Annotated in this window: 17 protein-coding genes; 1 reads left to right on the forward strand and 16 read right to left on the reverse strand. The window is 73.3% G+C overall.

The genetic code is table 11. The features are described 5' to 3' along the window. The 16 genes from LLG88_11800 to hisS form a co-directional block, all read right to left on the reverse strand. The coding region (locus LLG88_11800; protein MCE5247584.1) for a hypothetical protein at positions 1-2,403 on the reverse strand (2,403 nt) is incomplete at its 3' end. Then, on the reverse strand, positions 2,400-3,596 hold the full coding sequence (locus tag LLG88_11805; GenBank protein ID MCE5247585.1) for a class I SAM-dependent rRNA methyltransferase: 1,197 nt from the start codon (positions 3,594-3,596) through the stop codon (positions 2,400-2,402). The genes LLG88_11805 and LLG88_11800, both read right to left, overlap by 4 nt. A 96-nt stretch (positions 3,597-3,692) precedes the next feature. Next, positions 3,693-4,091, reverse strand: a complete 399-nt coding sequence (locus LLG88_11810; protein MCE5247586.1) for a TraR/DksA family transcriptional regulator — start codon at positions 4,089-4,091, stop codon at positions 3,693-3,695. A gap of 88 nt (positions 4,092-4,179) precedes the next feature. Then, positions 4,180-5,499 (reverse strand): PhoH family protein, encoded by a 1,320-nt coding sequence (locus LLG88_11815; GenBank protein ID MCE5247587.1) that lies wholly within the window; start codon positions 5,497-5,499, stop codon positions 4,180-4,182. A gap of 153 nt (positions 5,500-5,652) precedes the next feature. Further along, positions 5,653-8,370, reverse strand: a complete 2,718-nt coding sequence (gene ppdK, locus LLG88_11820; protein MCE5247588.1) for a pyruvate, phosphate dikinase — start codon at positions 8,368-8,370, stop codon at positions 5,653-5,655. A gap of 95 nt (positions 8,371-8,465) precedes the next feature. Beyond that, positions 8,466-10,607, reverse strand: a complete 2,142-nt coding sequence (glyS, locus tag LLG88_11825; protein MCE5247589.1) for a glycine--tRNA ligase subunit beta — start codon at positions 10,605-10,607, stop codon at positions 8,466-8,468. Continuing rightward, on the reverse strand, positions 10,604-11,533 hold the full coding sequence (locus tag LLG88_11830) for a glycine--tRNA ligase subunit alpha (protein ID MCE5247590.1): 930 nt from the start codon (positions 11,531-11,533) through the stop codon (positions 10,604-10,606). The genes glyS and LLG88_11830 overlap by 4 nt, the downstream gene beginning before the upstream one ends. Before the next feature lie 17 nt (positions 11,534-11,550). Beyond that, the gene (recO, locus tag LLG88_11835) at positions 11,551-12,288 is read right to left on the reverse strand and encodes a DNA repair protein RecO (GenBank protein ID MCE5247591.1); all 738 of its coding nucleotides are present in this window, start codon (positions 12,286-12,288) and stop codon (positions 11,551-11,553) included. A gap of 2 nt (positions 12,289-12,290) precedes the next feature. After that, positions 12,291-13,880: a glycosyltransferase family 9 protein gene (locus LLG88_11840; GenBank protein MCE5247592.1), complete on the reverse strand. Its 1,590-nt coding sequence runs from the start codon at positions 13,878-13,880 to the stop codon at positions 12,291-12,293. Then, positions 13,877-14,827 carry a GTPase Era gene (era, locus tag LLG88_11845; protein MCE5247593.1) on the reverse strand — a complete coding sequence of 317 codons (951 nt, stop codon included), beginning with the start codon at positions 14,825-14,827 and terminating at the stop codon, positions 13,877-13,879. Before era ends, LLG88_11840 begins: the two co-directional genes overlap by 4 nt. A 505-nt stretch (positions 14,828-15,332) precedes the next feature. Next, on the reverse strand, positions 15,333-16,529 hold the full coding sequence (locus LLG88_11850; GenBank protein MCE5247594.1) for a hypothetical protein: 1,197 nt from the start codon (positions 16,527-16,529) through the stop codon (positions 15,333-15,335). Between the two features lie 6 nt (positions 16,530-16,535). After that, positions 16,536-17,807, reverse strand: a complete 1,272-nt coding sequence (locus tag LLG88_11855; GenBank protein MCE5247595.1) for a hemolysin family protein — start codon at positions 17,805-17,807, stop codon at positions 16,536-16,538. An 8-nt stretch (positions 17,808-17,815) separates the two neighbouring features. Further along, entirely contained in the window at positions 17,816-18,244 is a 429-nt protein-coding gene (gene ybeY / locus LLG88_11860; GenBank protein MCE5247596.1) for an rRNA maturation RNase YbeY, read from the reverse strand. Then, positions 18,241-19,326: a PhoH family protein gene (locus LLG88_11865; protein MCE5247597.1), complete on the reverse strand. Its 1,086-nt coding sequence runs from the start codon at positions 19,324-19,326 to the stop codon at positions 18,241-18,243. The genes ybeY and LLG88_11865 overlap by 4 nt, the downstream gene beginning before the upstream one ends. A 31-nt stretch (positions 19,327-19,357) precedes the next feature. Then, positions 19,358-21,121, reverse strand: coding sequence for an aspartate--tRNA ligase (gene aspS / locus LLG88_11870; protein ID MCE5247598.1), 1,764 nt, complete (start codon positions 21,119-21,121; stop codon positions 19,358-19,360). A gap of 4 nt (positions 21,122-21,125) precedes the next feature. Next, on the reverse strand, positions 21,126-22,409 hold the full coding sequence (hisS, locus tag LLG88_11875) for a histidine--tRNA ligase (protein MCE5247599.1): 1,284 nt from the start codon (positions 22,407-22,409) through the stop codon (positions 21,126-21,128). Between the two features lie 95 nt (positions 22,410-22,504). On the opposite strand from hisS, the gene LLG88_11880 reads away from it, so the two are divergent. Further along, positions 22,505-23,561: PQQ-binding-like beta-propeller repeat protein (locus tag LLG88_11880; protein MCE5247600.1), on the forward strand; the 1,057-nt coding region annotated here is incomplete at its 3' end.

A 23,561-nucleotide genomic window follows, 5' to 3' on the forward strand; every position in this document is an offset into this window, starting at 1 on the left:
CTCGCCGCCGGCGCGCAGGTCGGCGTCGACGTCGAGCGGCTTCCGCCGCACGAGCGCGGCGAGGCCGAGCAGGTCGAGGTCGGCGAAGGAGAGGCGCGCGGCGAGGCGCGGCGTCCAGATCGGGCCGGAGACGGCGAGCGAGCCGCTCCAGCCCGGAACGGCGAGCGCCGCGTCGAAGCCGTCCGCGCGCGGCGTCAGGCGCGCCGCGCCGTCGGGCGCCGCGGCGCCGGCGAGCGCGAGGCCGTTCCAGCGCAGATCGCCGCGGGCGAAGAGCGGCTTGTCCGGCCCGCCGAAGACGACGTCGCCGTCGTACGAGACCTTCCCCGCGAATCCGGCGGCGCCTTGCGCCGTCATCCACTCGCCGAGCGCGCTCGTCAGCGTCAGCCGGCCGCGCGCCGACCACGGCGCCGGGCCGCCGGGCAATGTCACCCGCCCGGCGAAGCTCCCCTTCGTCCCCGGTCCGGCGAGACGCGCCTCGCGCACGAACAGCTCGTCCCCCGCGACGTCGCCCGAGACGTCGGCGACGAACTCGGGCGAGTCTTCGACGCGTCCGCGCAGCGTCGCGCCGAGCGTCAGCTCGCGCCGTCCCCACGCCAGCCGCCCGCGGACGAAGGCGTCGATCGCGCCGACGGCGCGCGGCGTGTCGAGATCGAAGGCGTACTTGAGGTAGTCGCGGACCGGCGGGATCGGCAGGGCGTCGGCGAGCGCCTCGACGTTCGCCGGCGCGCCGGAGACGCCGTAGACCCGCCCGGAGAGGCCGCGCCCCTTCTCGTCCGACAGGCGGAACGGCACGCTGTAGGCGCCGCGGCGTCCCAGCACGACGCGCCCGGAGAGAACCGCCAGCGGCGACGGGCCCCAGTTCGGCCGCATCATCCGGAACGGGATGTCGCCGCCGAGCAGCGAGTTCCCGTCCCCTTCGAGCGCGGCGTCGATCGCCACCGCGCCGCCCGGCTCGGGAATCGTCCCTTTCGGCAGTTCGAGCCCTTCGTCCACGAGATAGCGCAGGACGTCGGCATGGAGCTTCTTCGCCGCCGGCCCCGCGGGCGCCCTGATCGACGCCTTCGCCGACCAAGGGCCGCCCGGCCCGGCCGGTCCCCACTTGTAGACGAAGTCGAGCGGCGAGCCGTCGAGCGCGCCGCGCAGCGCGATCTCCGCCCCCGCGCCGTCGCCGCGCGCGGCGATCACGCCGGAGAGGGCGCCGCTCTCCGCCCCCGCCTCGAGCATCCGGCCGTCGATCGTCCACGCCGCGGCCTTGCCGGTGGCGGCCTCGAGCCGCAGGTTGAATTCCGCCAGTCCGCGCAGCTGCTCGGCCCGCTTTCCGGCGTTGATCCGCGCGAAGAGTTCCTGCGCCCCCATCCGCCCCGCGAGGCGCAGGACGACGGCGTCCTTCCCTTTCGGATGATCGAGCGCGAAGTCGCGCACCTCGCCGCCGGCGACGGTCGTCGCGCTCCCCTCGAAGAGGCGCGTCCCGTCGGGCCCGACGTGGAACTTCGCCTTGCCGGAACGGCAGCGGAAGCCGTAGACCTCGAGCCCTTCCTCGGCCTCGAAGGAGCCGTCGAGGATCGAGTCGCCGGGGGACGCGAGACGGAACAGCGCGTCGAGCGAGGCGCGGCCGCGCAGCGGCAGGCCGGTGTCGTGCGTCGCCTGCGCGACGTCGAGGTCGCCGGTCAGCCGGCCGCGCACGAGGATGCCGCGCGAAGTCAGGCTGACCGCCCCCTCGCCGCGCACCGTGCCGACCGCGCCGACGGCCTCGCGGATCGTGAAGTCGAGCCGCGGCAGGGCGAGCGCGATCCGCGCCGACACGTGGTCGAGCCGCTCCTCCGGCACGCCGGCGGCGCTGAAGACGACCGGCGCGGCCTCGACGTCGGCGACGAGCGAGTCGCCGGCGATCGAGGCGATCTTGAGCCCTTGGACGTCGAGGACGAGGCCGCTCGAAGGAGCGACGTAGTGGACCGAGCCGCCGTCCACCTTCAACGTGCGGAGCTTCTCGAGGATCCGTCCGTCGAAGAGCGGCTTGTCGCGGTGCGCGGGCGGCCCGCCGGGATCGCGCAGGTCGAGGTCGAGTCCCTCGGCCTCGATCCCCTCGATCCGCAGGTCGCCGCGGAGCAGTTCGGCGAGCGAGAGATCGACGACCGCGCGGCGCAGCGCGAGGCGCCGCAGCGCCCCTCTCTCCGGCCGCCACTCGACGTCCTCCACCTGCACCCGGCCGTCGAGCGGCCGCAGCGAGAGCCGGCCGATCCGCGCCGTTCCGCCGAGCTGCGCCTCGAGCGTCCGCTCCAGCTTCGCGCGGACCAGCTCCGCGCCGGGGGCCTCGAAGGCGAAGGCCGGACGCGCCGCGCCGACCGCGCCCGCCACGGCGGCGAGCGCGGCGATCAGGAAGCCCGCGCGCCGCGGGCGGGTCACGCCGGACGCCGCTCGACGAGAAGCCCCTTGAGGTAGCGGCTCTCGGGGAAGGTCAGCGACTCCGGGTGGTCGGGCGCCGGGCCGGGCCGTCCGACGACGAACGCCTCGACCCCCGCGTCCTCCGCCCCTTGGCGCACGATCTCCTCGAACTCGGCGTCGGAGACGGCGAACGAGCAGGAGAAGGTCAGCAGCCGCCCGCCGGGGGCCAGCGCGCCGAACGCGCGGCGGTGCAGCTCCTTGTAGCCCCGCAGCGCCCCGGCCGCTTCCTGCCGGCGGCGCGCGAAGGGCGGCGGGTCGAGGACGATCGCGCCGTACTTCGCCCCGGCCCGCTCCTCGGCGGCGACGTAGTCGAAGCCGTTCCCCTGGATCCACTCCACGCGGTCGGAAAGGCCGTTGAGTTCGGCGGCCTTCTCGCCCCGCGTCAGCAGCGCCTCCGACTGGTCGAGCGCCCGGACATTCGCCCCCGCCGCGGCCAAGGGCAGCGCGAAGCCCCCCTCGGCGCTGAAGAGGTCGAGGGCGAGCGCCCCTTCCGCCCCCCGCGGCAGCAGCAGCTCCGCCGCGCGGCGGTGGTTTTCCTGCTGGTCGAGGTAGAGGCCGGTCTTGTGCCCGAGGCGCGGATCGACGAGCCGCCTGAGCCCCGCCTCCTCGACCTCGATCGTCTGCGGCGTCTCGCCCGAGAGCTGCCGCACGCCGCGCTCCAGCCCTTCGCGCTCGCGCGAGGCGGCGTCGTTGCGCAGCAGGACGCTCGCCGCGCCGGCCGCCTCGGCCAGCGCGCCGGCGACGAGCGGCGCGTTCCGGTCGGCCCAGACGGTCGTCGCCTGCGCGACGAGGTGCGCGCCGTAGCGGTCGATCGTCAGCCCGGGGAACCCCTCGGCGTCGGCGTGGAGCAGCCGGGCGCAGCCCGGGCCGCACGGCCCGGCCGCGCCGCGGCGCGCCAGCGCCCCGAGGGCCGCCGCGCGGAAGAACGCCTCGTCCGGCGCGGGCTCCCCCCAAGAGAGCCGGCGCAGCGGAATGCGGGACTGGGGGGAATAGGCCGCGAAGCAGCAGAAGGCGCCGGAGCGGTCCACGACCCGCACGACGTCCCCGGGTTCCCCCGCCGCCTCGACAACTTCGTCGGAATAGATCCAGGGATGGCCGCGGCGCGCGCGGCGCGCGCCCCGACCGTCCACGACCGCAGTCAGCGGCGTGTTCATCGCGCAAGGCCTCCTTGGCCGTTCATTCTACCCGTAGGATCGGCGCGCGGAAGGAGCGCGCGTTCCGCGGCGCGGAGCGCGCCGCGGCCGAGGCGGCTATTCCTCTTCCTCGCTGGCGAGGTCGCGCACGCTGGCGCTCTGGGAGAGTTCCTCGCGTTCGGCGAGCTGCTGGCACTTGACGCAGTAGCGCGCCCACGGAATGGCCTGCAACCGCTTGGGATTGACCATTTCGCCGCACATCAGGCACTCGCCGTAGGAGCCCTGCTTCACGCGGACGAGCGCCTCGTCCACCATCTTGAGCTGCCGTCGGTCGAGGTCGGAAAGGGAGAGCAGGAACTCGCGGGTGTAGTGGGTGACGGCGTCGTCGACGTAGTCCTCGCCGCCCTCGATGACCGCCTGGCGGCCCTCGTCGGCCGTCCGGCTGGACTTGTCCAGCAGCGAATGCCGCTTGTCCTCGAGCAGCTTCTCGAACTTCTCGAGTTCCCGCTTCCGCATCGTGTCCCCCGCCGGAGACCCTATGGCCTCCGGGAAGCGCGAAAACTAGCACCGGGGCGCCGGGCCGTCAATGCCCATTCTCCGCTTCTTACAGGTGGTCCGCCGCCATCTCGGCCAGCGGGGACCGCTCGCCGCGGGAAAGGTAGGCCGTCCCCGCCAGCGGCTCGCCGCGCATCCGCTGGCTGGCGAACGACAGGCCGTTCGAGGCGGCGTCCACGTAGGGGTTGTCGATCTGCGCCGGATCGCCGGTGAGGACGATCTTCGTCCCCTCGCCGGCCCGCGTGACGACCGTCTTGACCTCGTGCGGGGTGAGGTTCTGGGCTTCGTCCACGATCATGTACTGCTTCGGCAGCGAGCGGCCGCGGATGTAGGTCAGCGGCTCGACCTCGAGCAGGCCGCGGTCGAGCAGCTGGTCGATCGGATGGCCGTCGGGGTTGGTCGAGGGGCCGAACTCGCCCAGCAGGTACTCGAGGTTGTCGTAGATCGGCTGCATCCACGGGCGAAGCTTCTCGTCCACGTCCCCGGGGAGATAGCCGAGGTCGCGGCCCATCGGGAAGATCGGGCGCGCGACGAGGAGCCGCCGGTAGAGCCGCTTCTCGACCGTCAGCATCAGGCCGGCGGCGAGGGCGAGGAGCGTCTTGCCGGTGCCGGCCTTGCCGAGCAGCGTCACCAGCGGGACGTCCGGATCGAGCAGCAGGTCGAGCGCCAGCCGCTGCTCGACGTTGCGCGGCCGGATGCCGGAGACCTGCTTCGGCACGGCCACCGGGGCGAGCGCGGCCTCGCGCGGCCGCCGCCGGGCCAGCGCCTGATGCTGCGGGTCCGCGGCGTCCTTGAGCAGCACGCCGGCGTTCGGGCCGGGATCGGCGACGTCGATCTCCGCCAGCGGGATCGACTTCTCGGCGAAGAGGCGGTCCACGACCTCGCGCGCGACGGTGACCTCCGTCCAAGCCACGGCTTCCGGATCGAACGAGCGCGCCCGCTCGACGAAGTCCTCGGCGTTGACGCCGACCGCGTCGGCCTTGATGCGCAGGTTGCTGTCCTTGGTGATGAAGACGACCGGCGGACGGGTGCGGGTCATCTGCCAGGCGAGGAGCAGGATCTTGATGTCGTTGACGCCCGCGCTGTCGTAGAAGGGAAAGTCGCGCGGCGTCGGCACGTTGAGCGCGATCCGCAGCGTCCCGCCGTCCGGCGTGGCCACGCCGTCCGTCAGGTGCCCCTGCGCGCGGAGCTGGTCCAGGCTGCGGGAGAGTTGGCGGGCGTTCCGGCCGACTTCCGTCAGCTCCTTCTTGAACCGGTCGATCTCCTCGATGACGGTGATCGGGATGATCACGTCGTTGTCCGCGAAGCCGAAGAGGCTCTGCGGATCGTGCAGCAGGACGTTCGTGTCGAGGATGAACGTTTTCTTCATCGAGGAGGCTCCATCGCGCCGCCGCGGCGCTCGGGTAGATGTTCGCACCGCCGAGCGCGCCGCGGCAAGCCCGAACAGACGCCGGAACGCGAAGCGGGCCCGGGGATCGCTCCCCGGGCCCGCCCCGCCGACGCTTGGTTCAGCGGACGGACGTCACTTCCCCTCGTCGATCGCGGCGTGCGCCGCGGCGAGGCGGGCGATCGGGACGCGGAACGGCGAGCAGGAAACGTAGTTCATCCCGGCGCGGTGGCAGAACGCCACGGACGCCGGCTCGCCGCCGTGCTCGCCGCAGATGCCGATCTTGAGGTTCGAACGGGTCTTGCGGCCCTTCTCGATCGCCATCGTCACGAGCTGGCCGATCCCTTCCTGGTCGAGGACCTGGAACGGATCGACCGGGAGCAGCTTCTGCTCGACGTAGGCCGGCACGAAGCCGCCGATGTCGTCGCGGGAGAAGCCGAAGCCCATCTGGGTCAGGTCGTTGGTGCCGAAGGAGAAGAACTCGGCCGACTCGGCGATCTTGTCGGCGGTCAGCGCGGCGCGCGGCACCTCGATCATCGTGCCGTAGAGGAAGCCGATCTTCTCGACGCCGTACTTCGCGCAGACTTCGGCGTAGATCCGGTCGACGATCTCGCGCTGGTGCACCAGCTCGCTCTTCAGGCCGACCACCGGAACCATGATCTCCGGCTTGGCCTGCTTGCCGGCCTTCGTCAGTTCGACGGTCGCCTCGAAGATCGCGCGGATCCAGGCTTCCGAGATCTCCGGGAAGGTGACGCCGAGGCGGACGCCGCGGTGTCCCATCATCGGGTTCATCTCGTGGAGCTGCTCGGCGCGCTTGTCGAACTCTTCGGCGGTGATGCCGAGCGACGAGGCCAGCTTGGCCCGCTCGTCGCCGCGGTTCGGCACGAACTCGTGCAGCGGCGGATCGAGCAGCCGGAAGGTCACCGGCAGCCCGTCCATCACCTCGAGCGTGTCCATGATGTTCTTCTTGATGAACGGGTACATCTCGGCGAGCACCGCGCGGCGCTCGGCCTCCGTCTTCGAGATGATCATCTTGCGCATCAGGAAGAGCGGCCGCTCCGAGTTCTTGCCGTAGAACATGTGCTCGGTGCGGAACAGGCCGATCCCCTCGGCGCCGAAGCTGCGGGCCTTGAGCGCGTCGGCCGGGTTGTCGGCGTTGGTGCGCACGCCGAGGCGGCGGTACTTGTCCACCAACTTCATGAACTCGACGAAGCGCGGGTTCTCGGTCGAGCTGACCATCTTCAGCTGGCCGGCGTAGACGAGGCCGCGGGTGCCGTTCAGGGTGAGGAAGTCCCCTTCCTTGAACGTCTTGTCGCCGATCCGCATCGTCTTGGCGTGCACGTCGACATGCAGCGCGCCGCAGCCGACGACGCAGCACTTGCCCCAGCCGCGGGCGACGAGCGCCGCGTGGCTGGTCATCCCGCCGCGGGCGGTCAGGATGCCGTCGGCGGCGCGCATCCCCTCGACGTCCTCGGGGTTCGTCTCTTCGCGGACCAGCAGGACCGACTTCCCTTCCTTGGCCCACGCCACCGCGTCGTTGGCGGTGAAGACGATCTGGCCGCAGGCGCCGCCGGGGCCGGCCGGCAGCCCGCCGGCGAGCGACTGGGCGCTCTTCTCGGCGGCCGCGTCGACGATCGGGTGGAGCAGTTCGTCGAGCTGCGACGGGGAGAGGCGCTTCACGGCGGTCTTCTCGCCGATCATCTTCTCGGCCAGCATGTCCATCGCGATGTTCAGCGCGGCCGTGCCGGTCCGCTTCCCCACGCGGCACTGCAGCATCCACAGCCGGCCTTCCTGGATCGTGAACTCGATGTCCAGCATGTCGGTGTAGTGCTTTTCGAGGTTGTCGCGGATCTCGTGGAGCTGCTTGTAGACGGCGGACATCGCCTTCTCGAGCGAAGGCAGGTGCGCGTTGTGCTCGCTCTTGGTCGCCTCGTTGAGCGGGTTCGGCGTGCGGATGCCGGCGACGACGTCCTCGCCCTGCGCGTTCGGGAGCCACTCGCCGTAGAACTTCCCCTCGCCGGTCGCCGGGTTGCGCGTGAAGGCCACGCCGGTCGCCGAGGTGTCGCCCATGTTGCCGAAGACCATCGCCTGCACGCTGACCGCGGTGCCCCACGCGTCGGGAATCCCCTCGATGCGGCGGTAGGAGACGGCGCGCTTGCCGTTCCAGGAGGCGAAGACGGCGCCGATGCCGCCCCAGAGCTGGGCCATCGGGTCGTCCGGGAAGTCCTTGCCCAGAACTTCCTTCACGCGGACCTTGAACCGCTCGCAGAGCTCCTTCAGGTCCTCGGCGGGAATGTCGGCGTCGGTCTTGTAGCTCTTCGCCTTCTTCACCTCGCCGAGCATCCGGTCGAGCTGCTGGCGGATCCCCTGCCCTTCGGCCGGCTCGATCCCCTCCGCCTTCTCCATCACGACGTCGGAGTACATCATGATCAGGCGGCGGTAGGCGTCGTAGACGAAGCGCGGGTTGTTGGTCTTCTTGATCAGGCCCGGGATCGTCTTCGAGCAGAGGCCGACGTTGAGGACGGTCTCCATCATCCCCGGCATCGAGCTGCGCGCGCCGGAGCGGACCGAGACGAGCAGCGGGTTCGCGGCGTCGCCGAAGCCCATCGCCATGATCTTCTCGACGGCGTGGAGGGCCGTCTCGACGTCCTTGGCCAGCGACGCGGGGTAGCTCTTCTCGTTCTCGTAGTAGTACGTGCAGACTTCGGTGGTGATGGTGAAGCCGGCCGGCACCGGGATGCCCAAGAGGGCCATTTCCGCCAAGTTGGCGCCCTTGCCGCCGAGCAGGTTCTTCATGTCCGCCTTGCCCTCGGCGGACCCGCCACCGAACGCGTACACCCACTTGTTCGCCATGCGATCTCCTGTTCGCGCCGCACGGGCCCCGCCCGCCGGTCGGTCGGTTGGTCCAAGACGCGGGCGCCGCCCGGCGCCGCGCCGTGTTCTTCGGTTCAGGCCTTCTCCGCCCCTTCGACGACGATCTCCGAGATGTCCACGACGGCCCGCGCGAGGCGGTCCACCCGGGCGAGAAGCCCGAGGCGCGCCCGGCGCGCGCGGTCGTCGGGGTCCATCACGAGGACGTCGACGAAGAAGCGATCGACGACCGGCCGCAGCGCCGCCAGTGCGGCCAACGCGGACCGGTAGTCCCCTTTGTCCCTCAGTTCGGCGACCCGCCGCTCCGCTTCGTCGGCCGCGCCGCACAGCGCCGTCTCCGCCGGCAACGCCAAGGCGTCGGCGCCCGCTCCGGGCGCCTGCGCCTCGCCCCGTTCGGCGGCTTGGGCGAGGATATTACCTACCCGTTTGCTCGCCGCGGCAAGCGCCAGAAAGTCGTCGCTGCCCCGGAATTCCCGCAGGGCGGCGAGCCGCGCCGTCAGGTCGGCGACGACGAGCGCCTTCTTCGCCGCCGCGACGGCCCGCACCGCGGCGACCTCGTCGTAGCGGGCGCCGGCGTCCTTGGCCAGCGCCGCGAAACGCTCCAGCAAGAATGCGATCACCTTCGGACGGGCCTCGGCCGCCTTGCCCCGCAGGTCGGGGCTGCCCCCCTCGCCGTCGAACAGCGAGAAGGCCGCGTCCAGGGCCGCGGCGAGGTCGAGCGTCGGGAACCGTTCGGCCAGCCGCACGACGCCGAGCCCGGCCCGCCGCAGGGCGAACGGGTCCCGGCTGCCCGAGGGGATCAGGCCGACGGCGAACCCGCCGGCCAGCGTGTCCAGACGGTCGGCCAGGCCGACGACCGCGCCGACGTCGGTCGCCGGAAGGCGGTCCTCCGCGCCGGAGGGACGGTAGAGGTCGTAGATCGCCGCGGCGACCGGCTCCGGCTCGCCGTCGGCCCGCGCGAGCAGCCCGCCGGCCACGCCCTGCAGTTCGGGGAACTCGCCGACGAGGCCGGACACGAGGTCGCACCGCGCGAGCAGCCCGCCCCGCTCGGCCGACCGCCGCGCGGCGGCGTCGAGGCCGGCGCGCTCGGCCAGCTCGGCGGCGAGGCGCGCGACGCGCCGCGACTTGGCGCCGTAGGTGCCGAGCTCCTTCTGGTAGACGACCCCCTCGAGGCGCGGCGCGCGGAGTTCGAGCCGCTCCTTGCGGTCGCTCGCCCAAAAGTAGACCGCGTCGGCCAGCCGGCCGGAGACGACCCACTCGTGGCCGCGCTGGACGTGCCCTTCGGGATCGGAGGGGACGTTCACGCCGACCGCGAACGCCGGGCGCGGGCCGCTCTCGCCGACGACGAGGAACGCCTTCTGATGGTGCCTGAGGCACGTTTCGAGCACTTCCGCCGGGACGTCGCGCACGAAGCGCTCGTCGAACGTGCCGGAGAGGGCGCCCGGATACTCGGAGATGTCGGCCACCTCCTCGAGCAGCTCCGGATCGTCCACCGGCCGGCCGCCGCGCGTCGCCGCGGTCTCGGCGAGGGCGGCGCCGAAGCGCGCGCGGCGCTTCGCCGGATCGGCGACCACGCCGGCCTTCTCGAGGACGGCTTCCCAGACGTCGGCCGACGCGACGTCGTGCGCCCCGGGGCCGAGCGTCCGGTGCCCGAAGGTCGCGCGGCCGGAGGCGACGCCCATGATCTCGATCGGCAGCGCCTCCTCGCCGTGCAGCGCGACGATCCAGTGGATCGGGCGGACGAAGCGGTGCTCGCCGAGGCCCCAGCGCATCGTCTTGGGGAAGGCCATCGCCCCCACAGCCGCCGGCAGCGAGGCCGCGAGGACCGCGCCGACCGTCTCGCCGCCGCGCGCGACGCGCGCCGCCGCGTAGACGCCGCGCGGCGTCTCCAGCCGCTCGAACGACGCCGGGGCGAGCCCCTGCTTTCCGGCGAAGCCGAGCAGCGCCTTCGTCGGCTTCCCTTCCTTGTCCCACGCCGCGGCGGCCGGCGGGCCGGTCAGCGTCTCCTCGCGGCGCGGCGTCGTGCCCGCGGTCTCCGGGAAGAGCGCGGCGAAGCGGCGCGGCGTCCAGAAGAGGCGCGGCGCGCCGTGGGCCAGCCCGGCGCGGTCGAGGATCGCCGCGACGAGTCCGGCGAAGTCGGCCGCGGCGCCGGGAAGCATCCGCGCCGGCACTTCCTCGCAGCCGATCTCCAGCAACAGGGACTTCGCGTCCGCGCTCATCGCGCCTCCTCTTCCGCGCCTTGTTCGAGGAACGTCTTCGCGCAGAGCACGGACAGTCTGCGGATCCGCTGGATCATCGCCGCGCGCTCGGTGACCGACAGGGCGCGGCGCGCGTCGAGCACGTTGAAGAGATGCGAGGCCTCGAGCGTCCGCTCGTAGGCCGGCAGGAGCAGCGGGGCCTTGATCGGCGCGCCGTCCGGCCCGTCGATCTCCCGCTCGAGCAGCCGGACCGCCTCCGCCTCGGCGTGGTCGAACAGGCGCCGATGGGCCGGAACGTCCGCTTCCTCGAACGAATAGACGCTCTGCTCCCGCTCGGCGCGGCCGCGCAGCGCGCGGTACGGCGCGTAGCCGCCCGGCGCCCACGGGGCGCGCGCCCACGGGATGTCGAAGATGTTCTTGATGTCGTTGATGAACATGCAGATCCGCTCGAGCCCGTACGTCAGCTCGACCGGGATCGTCTTCAGCTCGACGCCGCCCATCACCTGGAAGTAGGTGAACTGCGAGATCTCCATCCCGTCCATCGTCACCTGCCAGCCGACGCCGGCCGCGCCGAGGGTCGGCGACTCCCAGTTGTCCTCCTCGAAGCGGATGTCGTGGACGCGCGGATCGATCCCCAGCGCCTCCAGCGAGCCGAGGTAGAGGTCCTGCACGTCGGACGGGCTCGGCTTGAGGATCACCTGGTACTGGAAGTGCTGGTAGACCCGCATCGGGTTGTCGGCGTAGCGCCCGTCCACCGGACGCCGCGACGGCTGGCAGTAGGCCACGCGCCACGGCTCGTCGCCGAGGCTGCGGAAGAACGTCTCTGGGTGCATCGTGCCGGCCCCGACGTTGAGGTCGTACGGCTGGTGAATGATGCAGCCGCGGTCGCTCCAGTACTCGGAGAGGCCGAGGTACATCTCCTGCAGAGTGCGGCGGGGCGTCGCCATGCTCTCTCCCTCGCGCGTCACAGGCGCTGAAGCCGTCTCAGCGCGGCGAGCGCCCTGAGCGGCCGTTCGGTGAACGAGACGATCAGTTCCGGAAGCGCGCGTTCGAGGTCCGCCGCGGCGGCCCCGGCCAACGGGGGCAGCGCGCCCGGAGGACAATTGTGCGTCGCGCGGAGCCATTCCGCCGCCGCCGCGCCGACGGCCTGCGCCTCGGCGGGGGCGTGGGCGGCGCAGAACGCCCCGCTCTCCCCCGCCAGACGGGCCGGGCCGCCGGCCAGATCGGTCCCGCAGGCTTCGCAGGCGTCGAGGCGCGGCAGCAGCCCGGCGAGCCGCAGCGTCCAGGCCTCGACGTAGCGGGCGAGCGGCGCCGGCTTGTCCCCCGCCGCGAGCCGCTCCAGGGTCGCCGACAGCAGCCGGAAGAGCCGCGGGTCCTCGGCGCCTTCGCGGGCGAAGGCGGCCGCCAACTCCAGCGCGTGGCAGGCGACGTAGTACCGCTCGAGCGGATCGGGGGTCGGCGGCGGCGCGAGAGAAAGCGCCTCTTCCAGAATCGCCGGGGCGTCCTCGGCTCGGCGCGACCAGCGGGCGCGGATCCGCGAGCCGGGCTGCAGCGCGGCGCCGAAGCGGCGCTGCGAGCGGGCGGCGGAGGGAGCGCGGGCGCGGACCAGTTCCCCTTCGGCCGTGAGCAGCAGCACGCGCCGGTCGGCCTCGCCGCTCAGCTCGGCGTCGAGGACGATCGCCTCCTCCTCGCGCCGGGACATCCTCAGGCCAGCAGGACGCGGCAGAGCGCGGCCAGCCGGCGATAGCGGCGCGCCATCTCCCGCGCCAGGTCGGGATGGTCGACCAGCGGGATGTCGTTCATCTCCAGCTCGGCGAAGCGGGAGACGATCGGCGCCGTCGCGCCGTCGCCGTGCGCGGCGCGGCCGATCTCGATCAGCCGCCGCGAGAGGGCGACGACGTCGTCCGGGCGCGGCGCGCCGGCGGCGTAGAGATCGTCCACGCCGTTCGCCGCCGCGAGGCCGTCCTCGAAGTGGGCGCGCAGCTTCGTCACGCCGTTCCGCCACTCGCGGTAGATCGCGTCGTCGGCGAACGGCCGCCACGCCGACTCGTAGGCGCGGTCCCCGTCGAGCCCGAGGAACCGCCGCCAGCCGTGCCGCTGGACCGCGGCGCGCAGGTACCAGCCGCTCTCCCCGGCCCGCGGCTCGTAGGCCAGCGTGCCGTCGGCGAGGAAGCGGGAGCTCAGGACCGCGACGTCGGCCGGCGCGGGCAGCGGCGCGAGGTCCTCGCCCAGGGCGCGGAGCACGACCGAGGCGACCAGTTCGGGCGGGGCCATGTCCCGGCAGCGCCGCGCGGCGCACATCGTGTCGGAGAGGCACGGGGCGCAGGTCGGGGTCGGCTGGATGATCCAGTGGCCGGCGCCGTAGGGGCCGGTCTCGCTGAACCACGCCGTGCAGAAGTACAGACCGACCGTCTTCGCGCCGGCCGCGGCCGCGAGGTGGATCGGGCCGGTGTCGTTGCTGACCAGCAGCGCGACCTCGCCGAGCAGCGCGGCGAGGCCGGGCACGTCGGTCGCGCCGACGAGGTCGATCGCGTCGCCGCCGAACGACGACGCGAACTCCGCGGCGAGGTCCCGCTCCTCCGGCGCGCCGACGATCACCCACTGCACGTCGGGCCGCCGCTTCGCCACGAGCCGCGCCGCCGCGGCGTAGCGGTCCGGCGGCCAGGCGCGGTGGCGCTGGGCGGCGCCGAGCTGCAGCGCGACGACGGTCGCGCCGGGACGCGCGCCGCGCGCGGCGAGCAGCCGCCGCGCCTCCTCGCGCCGCTCTTCCGAGACGTCGAGGAGCCGGCCGACCGGGCCGTGCAGCGCCCCCGCCATCCCGATCTGGATGTCGGCGAGGTTGAAGAGGTTGCCGCGCCGGTCGGAGACGAGGCTGAAGAGATACTTGGCGTAGTCGCCGAGGACGCGCAGCTCGCCGGCGACGAAGCCGGGGGCCTGCCCCGCGATCTGCCGCGTCTCGACGGCGCCGACGATCGCCGCGCCGACCGCGTCGTGGGTCAGGTTGACGGCCAGATCGTACGGCCCGCCGTCGCGCAGCCGCCCGACGACGTCGGCCAGCGCCGGCCCGCCGGCCTCGATCGCCGCGAGGTCGGCGATCGGCGCGGCGACCAGCCGGTCGGCGCCGCGCGCCAGCCGCGCGGTCGCGCCGAACTCGGCCAGATGGAGCAGCGTGATCTCCGCCCCGGGCCAGGTCTCCTTGGCGCGGGCGAGGAGCGGGAGGGTCATCGCGATGTCCCCCATCCGCGTCAGCTGCACGACGAGCAGCCGCGGCGCCCTCCCCGCCCCGGCGGTCATTCCGGATACATCCCGAGTTCGCGCAGCACGGAGATCTTGTCCCGCCAGTCCTCCCGCACCTTGACCCAGAGCCGGAGGAAGACGCGCGTCCCGAGAACCGATTCGAGCTCGAGCCGGGCCTTGGTTCCGACTTCCTTGAGCCGGGCGCCGTGGGCGCCGATGACGATCGCCTTCTGGGAGTCGCGCTCGACGAGGATCGCGGCGTGGATCTCCGCCAGCCCGTCGTCGCGCCGCTCCATCCGCTCGATCGCCACGGCGACCGAGTGCGGCACTTCCTGGCGCAGGCCGACGAGCAGCTTCTCGCGGATGATCTCGGCCACGAAGCGCCGGTCGTCCTGGTCGGTGACGAAGTCGTCCGGGTAGAGCGGCGGGCCGAGCGGCAGCAGCGCCGTGGCGACCTTGAGCAGCTCGTCGCAGTTGTCGCCGGAAAGGGCCGAGACCGGCACGACGTCGCGGACGTGGAACTCCGACACCGCGCGCTCGATCATCGGCAGCAGCTTCCCCTTGTTCATCAGGTCCACTTTGTTGAGGGCCATGAGCACGGGGCGGGACTCGCGCGCCGGGTCGAGCTGCTCGAGCACGAAGACGTCGCCGGGGCCGATCCCGGTCGAGGCGTCCACGACGACGACGATCACGTCGGCGTCGGCCGCGGCGCTCCGCGCGGCCTCGTTCATCAGCTCGCCCATCTGGTGCTGCGGCTTGTGCAGCCCGGGGCTGTCGATGAAGGCGATCTGCGCGTTGGGGGTGGTCCGCACGCCGAGGACCCGCGTGCGGGTCGTTTGCGGCACGGCGGAGACGATCGCGACCTTCCGGCCGACGAGTTGATTGAGCAGGGTGCTCTTCCCGACGTTGGCCCGGCCGACGAGGGCGACGAAGCCGGAGCGGTGGTCGGGGGGAACGGGGCGTTCGACCGGGAAGCCGGTCGGATCGAGGCTGATTTCGTCCATGGCGGGTTATTCTATCCTGTCTTCGCCACCCGTCCTTAACCGACGCGCAGGGGAGGCTGGCGCGCCCCGATTGTCGCCACCCCGCTCAAGATCCCTCCGCGCCTGCCTCCCGACGTGAACCTCGCTACACCTTGCCTTCCCCCCGCGCCCGAACCGCTGGCCGCCGTCGAACCACCCTTCCTGTTCGGTGCGCGGCACGTCGCAACGCTGCCGCTTCGATTGCCTGTCCGCGGAGCCCTGGTTTTGCCGAACGATGGGAGGTCGGCCGTCGAGGGGGGGCCGGCGGAACCCTCGAGTTCCAGGGTCCGACGGCCCCCCCTCGACGACCGACCGACGGCGCCGCAAGGAACGCGGGCATTGCCGCGCAAGGCAAGGAGTCGCGAGGTCCACGTCGGGAGGCAGGCGCGGAGGGGGCCCGAACGCGGACACGATCATCGGGGCGCGCCAGCCTCCCCTGCGGATCGTCCGTTGATTGCCGGAAGGAACGCGGGCCTTTCCGCCGGAGTTACGCCGCAGGATGGGCGCCGCGGAACTGACGTTGCAGGCGGAAGATCTCGGGGAGGCGGGACAGCTCGCGCATCGAGGCGAAGATCGCGGCGCTCATCATCGCCGCGTAGATCCGGTCGTCCGACGACCAGGCGCAGATCGCCACCGCCGCCGCGACCGCCGCGAAGACCAGCGCCGCCCGGTTGCGGATCAGCGCGCGGCTCTCCTGCAGCAGTTCCTCTTCCGAGGCCGAGTTCCCTTCGTGCCGCGCCGCGCGGATCGCGCGCGCCTCGACCTGCCCGACGAGCGCGCCGCCAAGCAGCGCCAGCCCCTGCCCCATCGCCATCGCCGAATCGTCCATCGCCGCCAGGACCGCGTACGGAAGGCACGGCGCGACGGCGAGGAACGCCGGCAGCACGTCGGCGCGCGACAGGCGCCGCGCGGCGCCCGTGCCGGCGAGGCCGATGCAGATCCACGGAATCCAGCGCTCGAGCCCCAGGTCGAGGTGCCCCTCGCCCCAGAAGCCGATGTCGATCGCCGCCGCGGAAAGGGCGAGCGCCCCGAGATAGGCCGCGGCCCAGACCCACCGCGCCGTGCGCCCGGCGACCGCGCGCCGCTCCAGAATGAACGCCGCGAGGCCGCCGAAGGCGATCGTCGAAAGGAGGACCGGCTTCCAGGTGTGCGGCACGAGCCACGCCGAGTCCGGCACCTCGATCGTCATCGAGATGATCTCGTTCGCCGCCGGGATCGTCGTCAGCCCGGCCGCGATCGCCATCCCCGACCAGAGGCGCCACGCCTCCTCGTCGCGCGGCGTCGTCGGCGCCCCGGCCCGCGCCGCGAGCCGCCGCCAGACCGCCGCGCCGCCGGTGACGAAGATCAGCGCCGCCGCGGGGACCGCCAGCTCGAACGTCCGGTCGTAATAGGCGCGGTCGAACTCCAGCCCCTCCTCCTCGAGCGAGAGCGGCTTGTGCACGACGAACAGCACGAACGAGACGATCGTGAGGAACATCGTGCCGACGCCGGCGGCGACGACCGTCCGGAAGAAGATCCGCGCCCAGCGCGCCCGCGCCTGCTCCCGTCCGCGCCGCGCGCGGAAGACGCCCCACGCGTCGGCGAAGAGCGCGGCGAGCAGCAGCAGCAGGCAGAGATAGAGCAGCGCCAGCGCCGGGGCGGCGGGCCAGAAGACGGGACTGTCGTGATGCAGGCGTTCGAGCATACGTTTCTACGGATTCTCCTCGACGCGGACGGCGCGGACTTGAGCCACGCGGCGGCCGCGAAGGCGCGTGACCTCCAGCCGAAGCCCCGGCGCGGCCTCGACGACGTCGCCGAGCCGCGGCAGGCGCCCCAGCCGCGCGAAGACCAGCCCGCCGACCGTCTCCACCCCCTCGGCCGTCAGTTCCTTCCCCGTCCGCTCCTCGAACTCCTCGAGCGGGACGAGCCCGTCCACGAGCAGCGCTCCCTTGCCGTCGGCGCGGATCGGCTCCTCGTCCGGCTCGTGCTCGTCGCGGATCTCGCCGACGATCTCCTCGACCAGATCCTCGAGGCTGACGATCCCCGCGGTGCCGCCGTACTCGTCCACGACGACGGCGATCTGCTGCCGCTCCTCCTGCAGTTCCCGCAGCAGCTCGAGGACCTTCTTCGTCGCCGGCACGTGGAGCGCGGGCCGCGCGAGGCTCCGCGCCCGCACGTCGCCGCCGACCGGGGCGAGATGCGGCAGCAGGTCGCGCACCGGCAGCACGCCGACGATCTGGTCGAGGCCGCCGTCGTGCACGAGCAGGCGGGAGTGCCGCGAGGAGGAGAAGACCTCGGCCGCCGCGGCGAGCGTCGCGTCGGCGGAGACGGCGACGACCTCGACCCGCGGCGTCATCACCTCGCGCACCGTCACGTCGCCGGCGTCCACGATCTCGCGCAGGAGGGCGCTCTCTTCCTTCTCGAGGATTCCCCCCTCCTCCGCGTCGCGGATGTACTCCTCGAGCTGCTCCTCGCGCGCCTCCTCGTCGTCCTCGCGGCGCGCGTCGCCGCGCCGCCGCTCGACCTGCCGCTCGTGCGCCCGCGCCAGCGGCGTCGTCGCCGGGCCGAGCAACGCGTCCACCAGCCGCAGCAGCGGCGCCGCGGCGCGCAGGATCCGCTCCGGCGCCCGCGGCGCGAGCGCCGACTCGGCGATCCGCCCGACGAGGGCGACGCCGACCGCGCCGAGCGCCCCGGCGAGCAGCGCGTGGCCGCGCAGCGGCCCGAGGGCCAGCGTCAGCACGGAGGCGAAGCCGGCCAGCGACCGCGCCAGCATCAGCGCGTTCCACGCGCGCGAGCCGGGGTCGAGCGGCTCGTCGAGCCCGCGGGCGGCGACGACCCGCTCCGCGGCCAGATGGCCGGCGACGAGCCGCGCGCCGACGGCGAGCGCGAGCGCGAGGTAGACGAGAAGCGCGACGCCGAACGCCGCCCACCAGAGCGCGGCGGCGCCGTCCACGGGCGCGGCGGGCACGGGAGGGACGGGCATCGCGGGACTCAGCGCGGCGGAAGCAGCTCGCGCCGCAGCCGGCGTTCGAGCGCCTCCATCTCGCCGTTGTCGGTCTCGTGGTCGTAGCCGAGCAGGTGGATCAGCCCGTGCAGCGCGAGCAGCGCCGCCTCCCGCTCCGCCGAATGGCGCCGCTTCGACGCCTGGCGGCGGGCCACGGCGTAGCAGAGGGCGATGTCGCCGATGTGCCTGCGGCCGTCGGGCGCGACCGCGCCCGAAGGGAACGACAGCACGTCGGTCGGGCGGTCCTTGCCGCGCCACTCGCGGTTGAGGGCGTGGATCTCCTCCTCGTCCACGAACCGCAGCACGACGTCCCCCGGCCCGACGTCCAGCGCCTTTCCGGCCGCGCCGAGCGTCGTCCGGGCCGCCGCCTTCGCGGCCGCCGGCGCCTCGCCCCCCGCGACGATCGTCACCCTCATGCCAGTCCCTTTCCGTCGCCGTCGCCGCCGGCTTCCGGATCGTCGGGGGCGGCCGTCGCGGCGAGCGCCGGCGCGTCCGCCGCCTCCGGCCCCTCGGCCGAGGCGCGGCGCTCGTCGTCCCGCGCCTCGTAGGCCTGGACGATCCGCTGCACCAGGGCGTGGCGGACGACGTCCTCCTTCGCGAACTGGACGATCGCGATCCCCTCGATCCCGGCGACGAGATCCCGCGCGTCCACCAGGCCCGACGTCTTTCCCGTCGGCAGGTCCACCTGCGTGATGTCGCCGGTGACGACGGCGCGCGAGCCTTCGCCGATCCGCGTGAGGAACATCTTCATCTGCTCGGGGGTTGTGTTCTGCGCCTCGTCGAGGATCACGAAGCTGTCGTTGAGCGTGCGGCCGCGCATGAAGGCCAGCGGCGCGACCTCGATCACCCCCTGCTCGATCATCTTGCGCGAGCGCTCGTCCCAGATGTCGTAGAGCGCGTCGTAGAGCGGGCGGAGATAGGGATCGACCTTCTGCGCGAGGTCGCCGGGCAGGAACCCCAGCCGCTCGCCGGCCTCGACCGCGGGGCGGCAGAGCACGAGGCGCCGCACCTGCCGCGCGGCGAGCATCTCCACGGCCATCGCCACGGCGAGGTAGGTCTTGCCGGTCCCGGCGGGGCCGATGGCGAAGACCAGCTCGTTGCGGCGGATCGCGTCGAGGTAGGCGCGCTGGTGCGCGCTGCGCGGCACGACGGCGCGGCGGCCGGGGCCGCGCAGCCCGCCGCGCAGGAAGTGGTCGGAGAGCGACGCCTCCGGCGTCTCGAGCAGCAGCCGGCAGGCGACGGCGACGTCGCTCGGCGCGAGGCGGAACCCGCCCTCGACGAGCCCGCCGAGCTGCCGCAGCAGCGCGGCGGCCGCCTCCGCGGCCTCCGTCTCGCCGAGGACGACGATCTCCCCGCCGCGCGCGGCCAGAGCCACGCCGAACGCCTGCTCGATCAGCCGCAGGTGGGCGTCGAAGTCCCCCAGGACGGCGCGGAAAACCTCGGGCGGAAGCCCCACGCGCGGGGCGTTCGACTGTCCTTCGTCAGTTCCTTCGCTCACGACGCTAAGTATCCAATGAACGGGCGCCCCGTCAATCAAGCGTCCCGATGCCGAGTTCCTTGAGCTGCAGCGCGTCCACCGGCGAGGGGGCGTCCGTCAGCAGGCAGGAGGCGCTGGTCGTCTTGGGGAAGGCGATCACGTCCCGGATCGAGTCGCGGCCGAGCAGCAGGGCCACGACGCGGTCGAGCCCGAGGGCGAGGCCGCCGTGCGGCGGCGCGCCGAAGCGCAGCGCCTCGAGCAGGAAGCCGAAGCGGGACTGCGCCTCGTCCGGCCCGATGCCGATCGCCTTGAACACCCGCCGCTGCACGTCCGGGCGGTGGATGCGGATGCTGCCGCCGCCGATCTCGACGCCGTCGAGGACGACGTCGTAGGCCCGCGCCCGCACCTTGCCCGGGTCGGTCTCGAGCAGGTCGAGGTCCTCGGGGTACGGCGAGGTGAACGGATGGTGGCAGGCGGCCCAGCGGTTCTCCTCCGGCGACCACTCGAAGAGCGGGAACTCGGTGACCCAGCAGAACTCGTGCCGTCCCGCGGGGATCAGCTTCTCCTCCGCGGCGATCTCCAGCCGGAGCGCGCCGAGGACGGCGCGGACAACGGCGAGCGGCGCGGCGACGAACAGCGCGAGGTCCCCTTCCTTCGCCCCGACCGCGGCGGCGAAGCGGCGCGCGCCGTCCGGGCCGAGCGCCTTCGCGCCCGGTCCCGAAGGACCGTCGGCGCCCCACTTCACGTAGACCAGTCCGCCGGCGCCGAGCGCCTTGGCCCGCGCCTCGAGCGCGTCGAGCTTCTTGCGGGTGAACGCCGCGCCGTTCGGCACGGCGAGGCCGCGCACGACGCCCCCCTCGGCCGCCGTCTTCTCGAAGACGGCGAAGCCGGAGTGCGCCGCGTCGGCGGTCACGTCGTGGATCTCGAGGCCGAAGCGGAGATCGGGGCGGTCGGAGCCGTAGCGGTCCATCGCCTCGGTCCAGGTGATGTGGCGGAACGGCGGCGCGACCTTCCAGCCGGCGACGGCGCCGACCTTCTCCAGCAGCGCCTCGGTGACGCCCATCACGTCTTCCGGCTCGACGAACGACATCTCGATGTCGATCTGCGTGAACTCGGGCTGCCGGTCGGCGCGCAGGTCCTCGTCGCGGAAGCAGCGGGCGATCTGGTAGTACCGCTCGCACCCCGCGACCATCAGCAGCTGCTTGAAGAGCTGAGGGCTCTGCGGCAGCGCGTAGAACTGGCCGCGCTTGACGCGCGAGGGGACGAGGTAGTCGCGCGCCCCTTCCGGCGTGGAGCGGGTCAGGATCGGCGTCTCGATCTCCCAGAAGCCGGCGCCGTGCAGCGCCTCGCGCGCGGCGCGCGTCGCCTCGGAGCGGAACTGCAGCGCCTCGCGCATCGTCTCGCGCCGCAGGTCGAGGAAGCGCCAGCGCAGCCGCGTCTCCTCCTGCGGCATCTGCTGGCCGGAGATCTGCAGCGGCAGGTCGTCGCACTCGGCGAGCACCTCGAGCGACGTCGCCTTCAGCTCGACCTCGCCGGTCGGCATCTTCGGGTTCACGTTCTCCGGCGTGCGCGGCACGAGCTCGCCGGCGATCTCGACGACGGTTTCCGGACGCAGCCCGCCGGCGCGGTCGTGCAGCTCGCCCGAACCGGGATCGAAGACGACCTGCAGCAGGCCGGAGCGGTCGCGCACGTCCACGAAGACCAGGCCGCCGAAGTCGCGGCGCCGGTGCACCCAGCCGTTGATCCGCACAACCTTGCCGACGTCGGTACCCCGCGGCGTCCCGCACGGGACGCGCGGCTGCTTCGAGCCGCTCATGCCTCTAGTCCTTCCCCGCGGCGCCGCCGCGGACAGTTTCAAGCAGGAGCGCGGCGAGGCGATCCGCGTCGAGCGGCGCCTCCGACTGCTCCCCGCTGGCCAGGTTCTTCAGCGTGACCGCGCCGCGCGCCAGCTCGTCGTCCCCCATCAGGACGGCGAAGCGGGCGCCCGAACGGCCCGCGCGCTTCATCTGCCCGCCGAGGCCGTGCCCCGTCGGATCCCACATCGTGCCGACGCCGCGCCGGCGCAGCTCCTGCACCAGCGGCAGCGCGCGTTCCCGCGCCGCGTCGCCGAGCGTGACGACGAACGCCTCGAGCTCCGGGTCGGCCGGCTTCTCGTCGAGGCCGGCCGCGATCAGCAGCCGCTCGATCCCCGCGGCCCAGCCGATGCCGGCGATCTTGCCGCCGCCCAGCTCCGCGATCAGCCCGTCGTAGCGGCCGCCGCCGAGCACGGCGTTCTGCGAGCCGAGCCCTTCGGCGCGGATCTCGAACGTCGTCCGCTTGTAGTAGTCGAGGCCGCGCACGAGCCCCGGATCGACCTCGTACGGCACGCCGAGGAGGTCGAGCCCCGCGCGCACGCCGTCGAAGTGGCGGCGGCAGTCGTCGCAGAGGTGGTCCACCGTGCGCGGCGCGTCGGCCAGCGCGGCGCGGCAGCGCTCGCTCTTGCAGTCGAGGACGCGCAGCGGGTTGCGGTCGATCCGCTTGCGGCAGTCCTCGCAGAGCGAAGCCTCCCGTTCGCGCAGCGCGGCGACCAGCTTCTCGCGGTAGGCCGGACGGCAGGCATCGTCGCCGATGCTGTTGACGAGCAGCTTCGGCGAGGCGACCCCCGCGGCGCGCGCGAGGTCGAGCGCGACGGCGATCACCTCGACGTCGGTCTCGGGCGACGACTCGCCGAAGACCTCGACGCCGGCCTGATGGAACTGGCGCAGGCGCCCCTTCTGCGGCCGCTCCTTGCGGAAGCAGGGGCCGAGGTAGTAGAGGCGCGTGATCCCCGCGCGGTCGAGCGAGTGCTCGACGTAGGCGCGGCAGACGCTCGCCGTGACCTCGGGGCGGAGGGTCAGCGAGTCGTCCCCCGTCTCGAAGGTGAACATCTCCTTGCCGACGATGTCGGTCTCCTGCCCCACCGAGCGGACGAAGAGGTCGGTCGTCTCGAGGTGCGGCGGCCGGATCTCGCGGAAGCCGTAGCGGCGGAACAGCTCGTGCGCGGCCAGCTCGAACCGGCGCCAGTGTTCGGTCTGGCCCGGGAGCAGGTCGTTGAAGCCGCGCAGCGATTGATAACGGGCAGCCACGTTCGTCTCCTTGCAGAGCGGAAGGATAGCCGCTTCCCCGGCCGCGCGCCGCGTCCCGCGGGGGCGGCGCGGCCGTTTCGCGCTATCCTCGCGCGATGCTCGCCCTAGCGCTCGCCCTCCTGCTGCCGACCGCCGCGGAGACCCCGCGGCCCGTCTCCGGCGTCGCCCCGACGGCCAAGCCGGAGTTCAAGCTGACCGTCGCCAAGGCGTGGGAAGCGCCGCTCGACGCGATCCCGCTCGGCGCGCCGCGCCTCGTTCCCGGCGCCGCGGGCGCGGCGACGGCGCTGCTGCGCCTGCCGGCGCGCGTCGAGGCCCGCAACGTCGCCGACGGGTCGCTCGCTTGGGCGCGCGCCGATCTGGCCGGCGCCGGTCTCGCCGACTGCCCGCCCGCCCCGACGCCGCTCGGCCCGGCCCTCGCCTGGACCGGAACGCTCCCCGCGGGGCCGCGGCTCCTGCTCCTCGCCCCTTCCGACGGACGCACGCTGGCCGAGATTCCGCTCGAAGCCGCCCCCGCCGGGCCGCCGACGCCGGTCGGCGACGCGGACGGAACGGTCTGGTACGTGCCGCTCGCCGAGGGGAAGGTCGCGGTCCTCGGGCCGGAGGGAAAGAACGGCGGCTGGTTCTCGCTCGGGCGGGAGATCGAGCCCCCCTTCGCGGCCGTCGCCGGACACGCGCTCGCGCTGGTGCGCCCTTCGATGGAGATGATCGTCGTCGGCGCGCCGTCGGCGAAGCCGCTGGCCCGCGGCGTCGTTCCGGGAACCGTCGTCGCCGCCGGCGCGCGCGTCTTCTTCGGCGCCGACCGCGCCGTCGCCGCGCTGCGCCACCGACAAGGCAAGGCCGAGCCGGTCGGCAAGGAGGTCTGGCGCCAGCGGCTCGGCGGCGCGATCACCGCCCCGCCCCTGCCGCTCGCCGACCGCGTCCTCGCCGCCTCGTGGGACACCAACGTCTACGCCTTCCGCGCCGTCAACGGCCACGAGCTGTGGCGGACGTCGATCGGCTCGCGCGTCGAGGCGCCGCTCGCGCTCTTCAAGGAGCGCTTCGTCCTCGCGCTGGCCGCCGGCTCGGCGACGATCCGCCTGCTCGACGCCGAGAAGGGGGCGCTCGTCGGGAAGATCGAGGGGGCGCCGGACGACGTCTTCCTCGGCGGCGCGG

The organism is bacterium (assembly GCA_021372775.1).
Classification (GTDB): domain Bacteria; phylum Acidobacteriota; class Polarisedimenticolia; order J045; family J045; genus JAJFTU01.

Coding starts and splice junctions, on each gene's coding strand:
- LLG88_11805 (MCE5247585.1), bottom strand. CDS start 3,596: ATGAACACGCCGCTGACTGCGGTCGTGGACGGTCGGGGCGCGCGCCGC.
- LLG88_11810 (MCE5247586.1), bottom strand. CDS start 4,091: ATGCGGAAGCGGGAACTCGAGAAGTTCGAGAAGCTGCTCGAGGACAAG.
- LLG88_11815 (MCE5247587.1), bottom strand. CDS start 5,499: ATGAAGAAAACGTTCATCCTCGACACGAACGTCCTGCTGCACGATCCG.
- ppdK (MCE5247588.1), bottom strand. CDS start 8,370: ATGGCGAACAAGTGGGTGTACGCGTTCGGTGGCGGGTCCGCCGAGGGC.
- glyS (MCE5247589.1), bottom strand. CDS start 10,607: ATGAGCGCGGACGCGAAGTCCCTGTTGCTGGAGATCGGCTGCGAGGAA.
- LLG88_11830 (MCE5247590.1), bottom strand. CDS start 11,533: ATGGCGACGCCCCGCCGCACTCTGCAGGAGATGTACCTCGGCCTCTCC.
- recO (MCE5247591.1), bottom strand. CDS start 12,288: ATGTCCCGGCGCGAGGAGGAGGCGATCGTCCTCGACGCCGAGCTGAGC.
- LLG88_11840 (MCE5247592.1), bottom strand. CDS start 13,880: ATGACCGCCGGGGCGGGGAGGGCGCCGCGGCTGCTCGTCGTGCAGCTG.
- era (MCE5247593.1), bottom strand. CDS start 14,827: ATGGACGAAATCAGCCTCGATCCGACCGGCTTCCCGGTCGAACGCCCC.
- LLG88_11850 (MCE5247594.1), bottom strand. CDS start 16,529: ATGCTCGAACGCCTGCATCACGACAGTCCCGTCTTCTGGCCCGCCGCC.
- LLG88_11855 (MCE5247595.1), bottom strand. CDS start 17,807: ATGCCCGTCCCTCCCGTGCCCGCCGCGCCCGTGGACGGCGCCGCCGCG.
- ybeY (MCE5247596.1), bottom strand. CDS start 18,244: ATGAGGGTGACGATCGTCGCGGGGGGCGAGGCGCCGGCGGCCGCGAAG.
- aspS (MCE5247598.1), bottom strand. CDS start 21,121: ATGAGCGGCTCGAAGCAGCCGCGCGTCCCGTGCGGGACGCCGCGGGGT.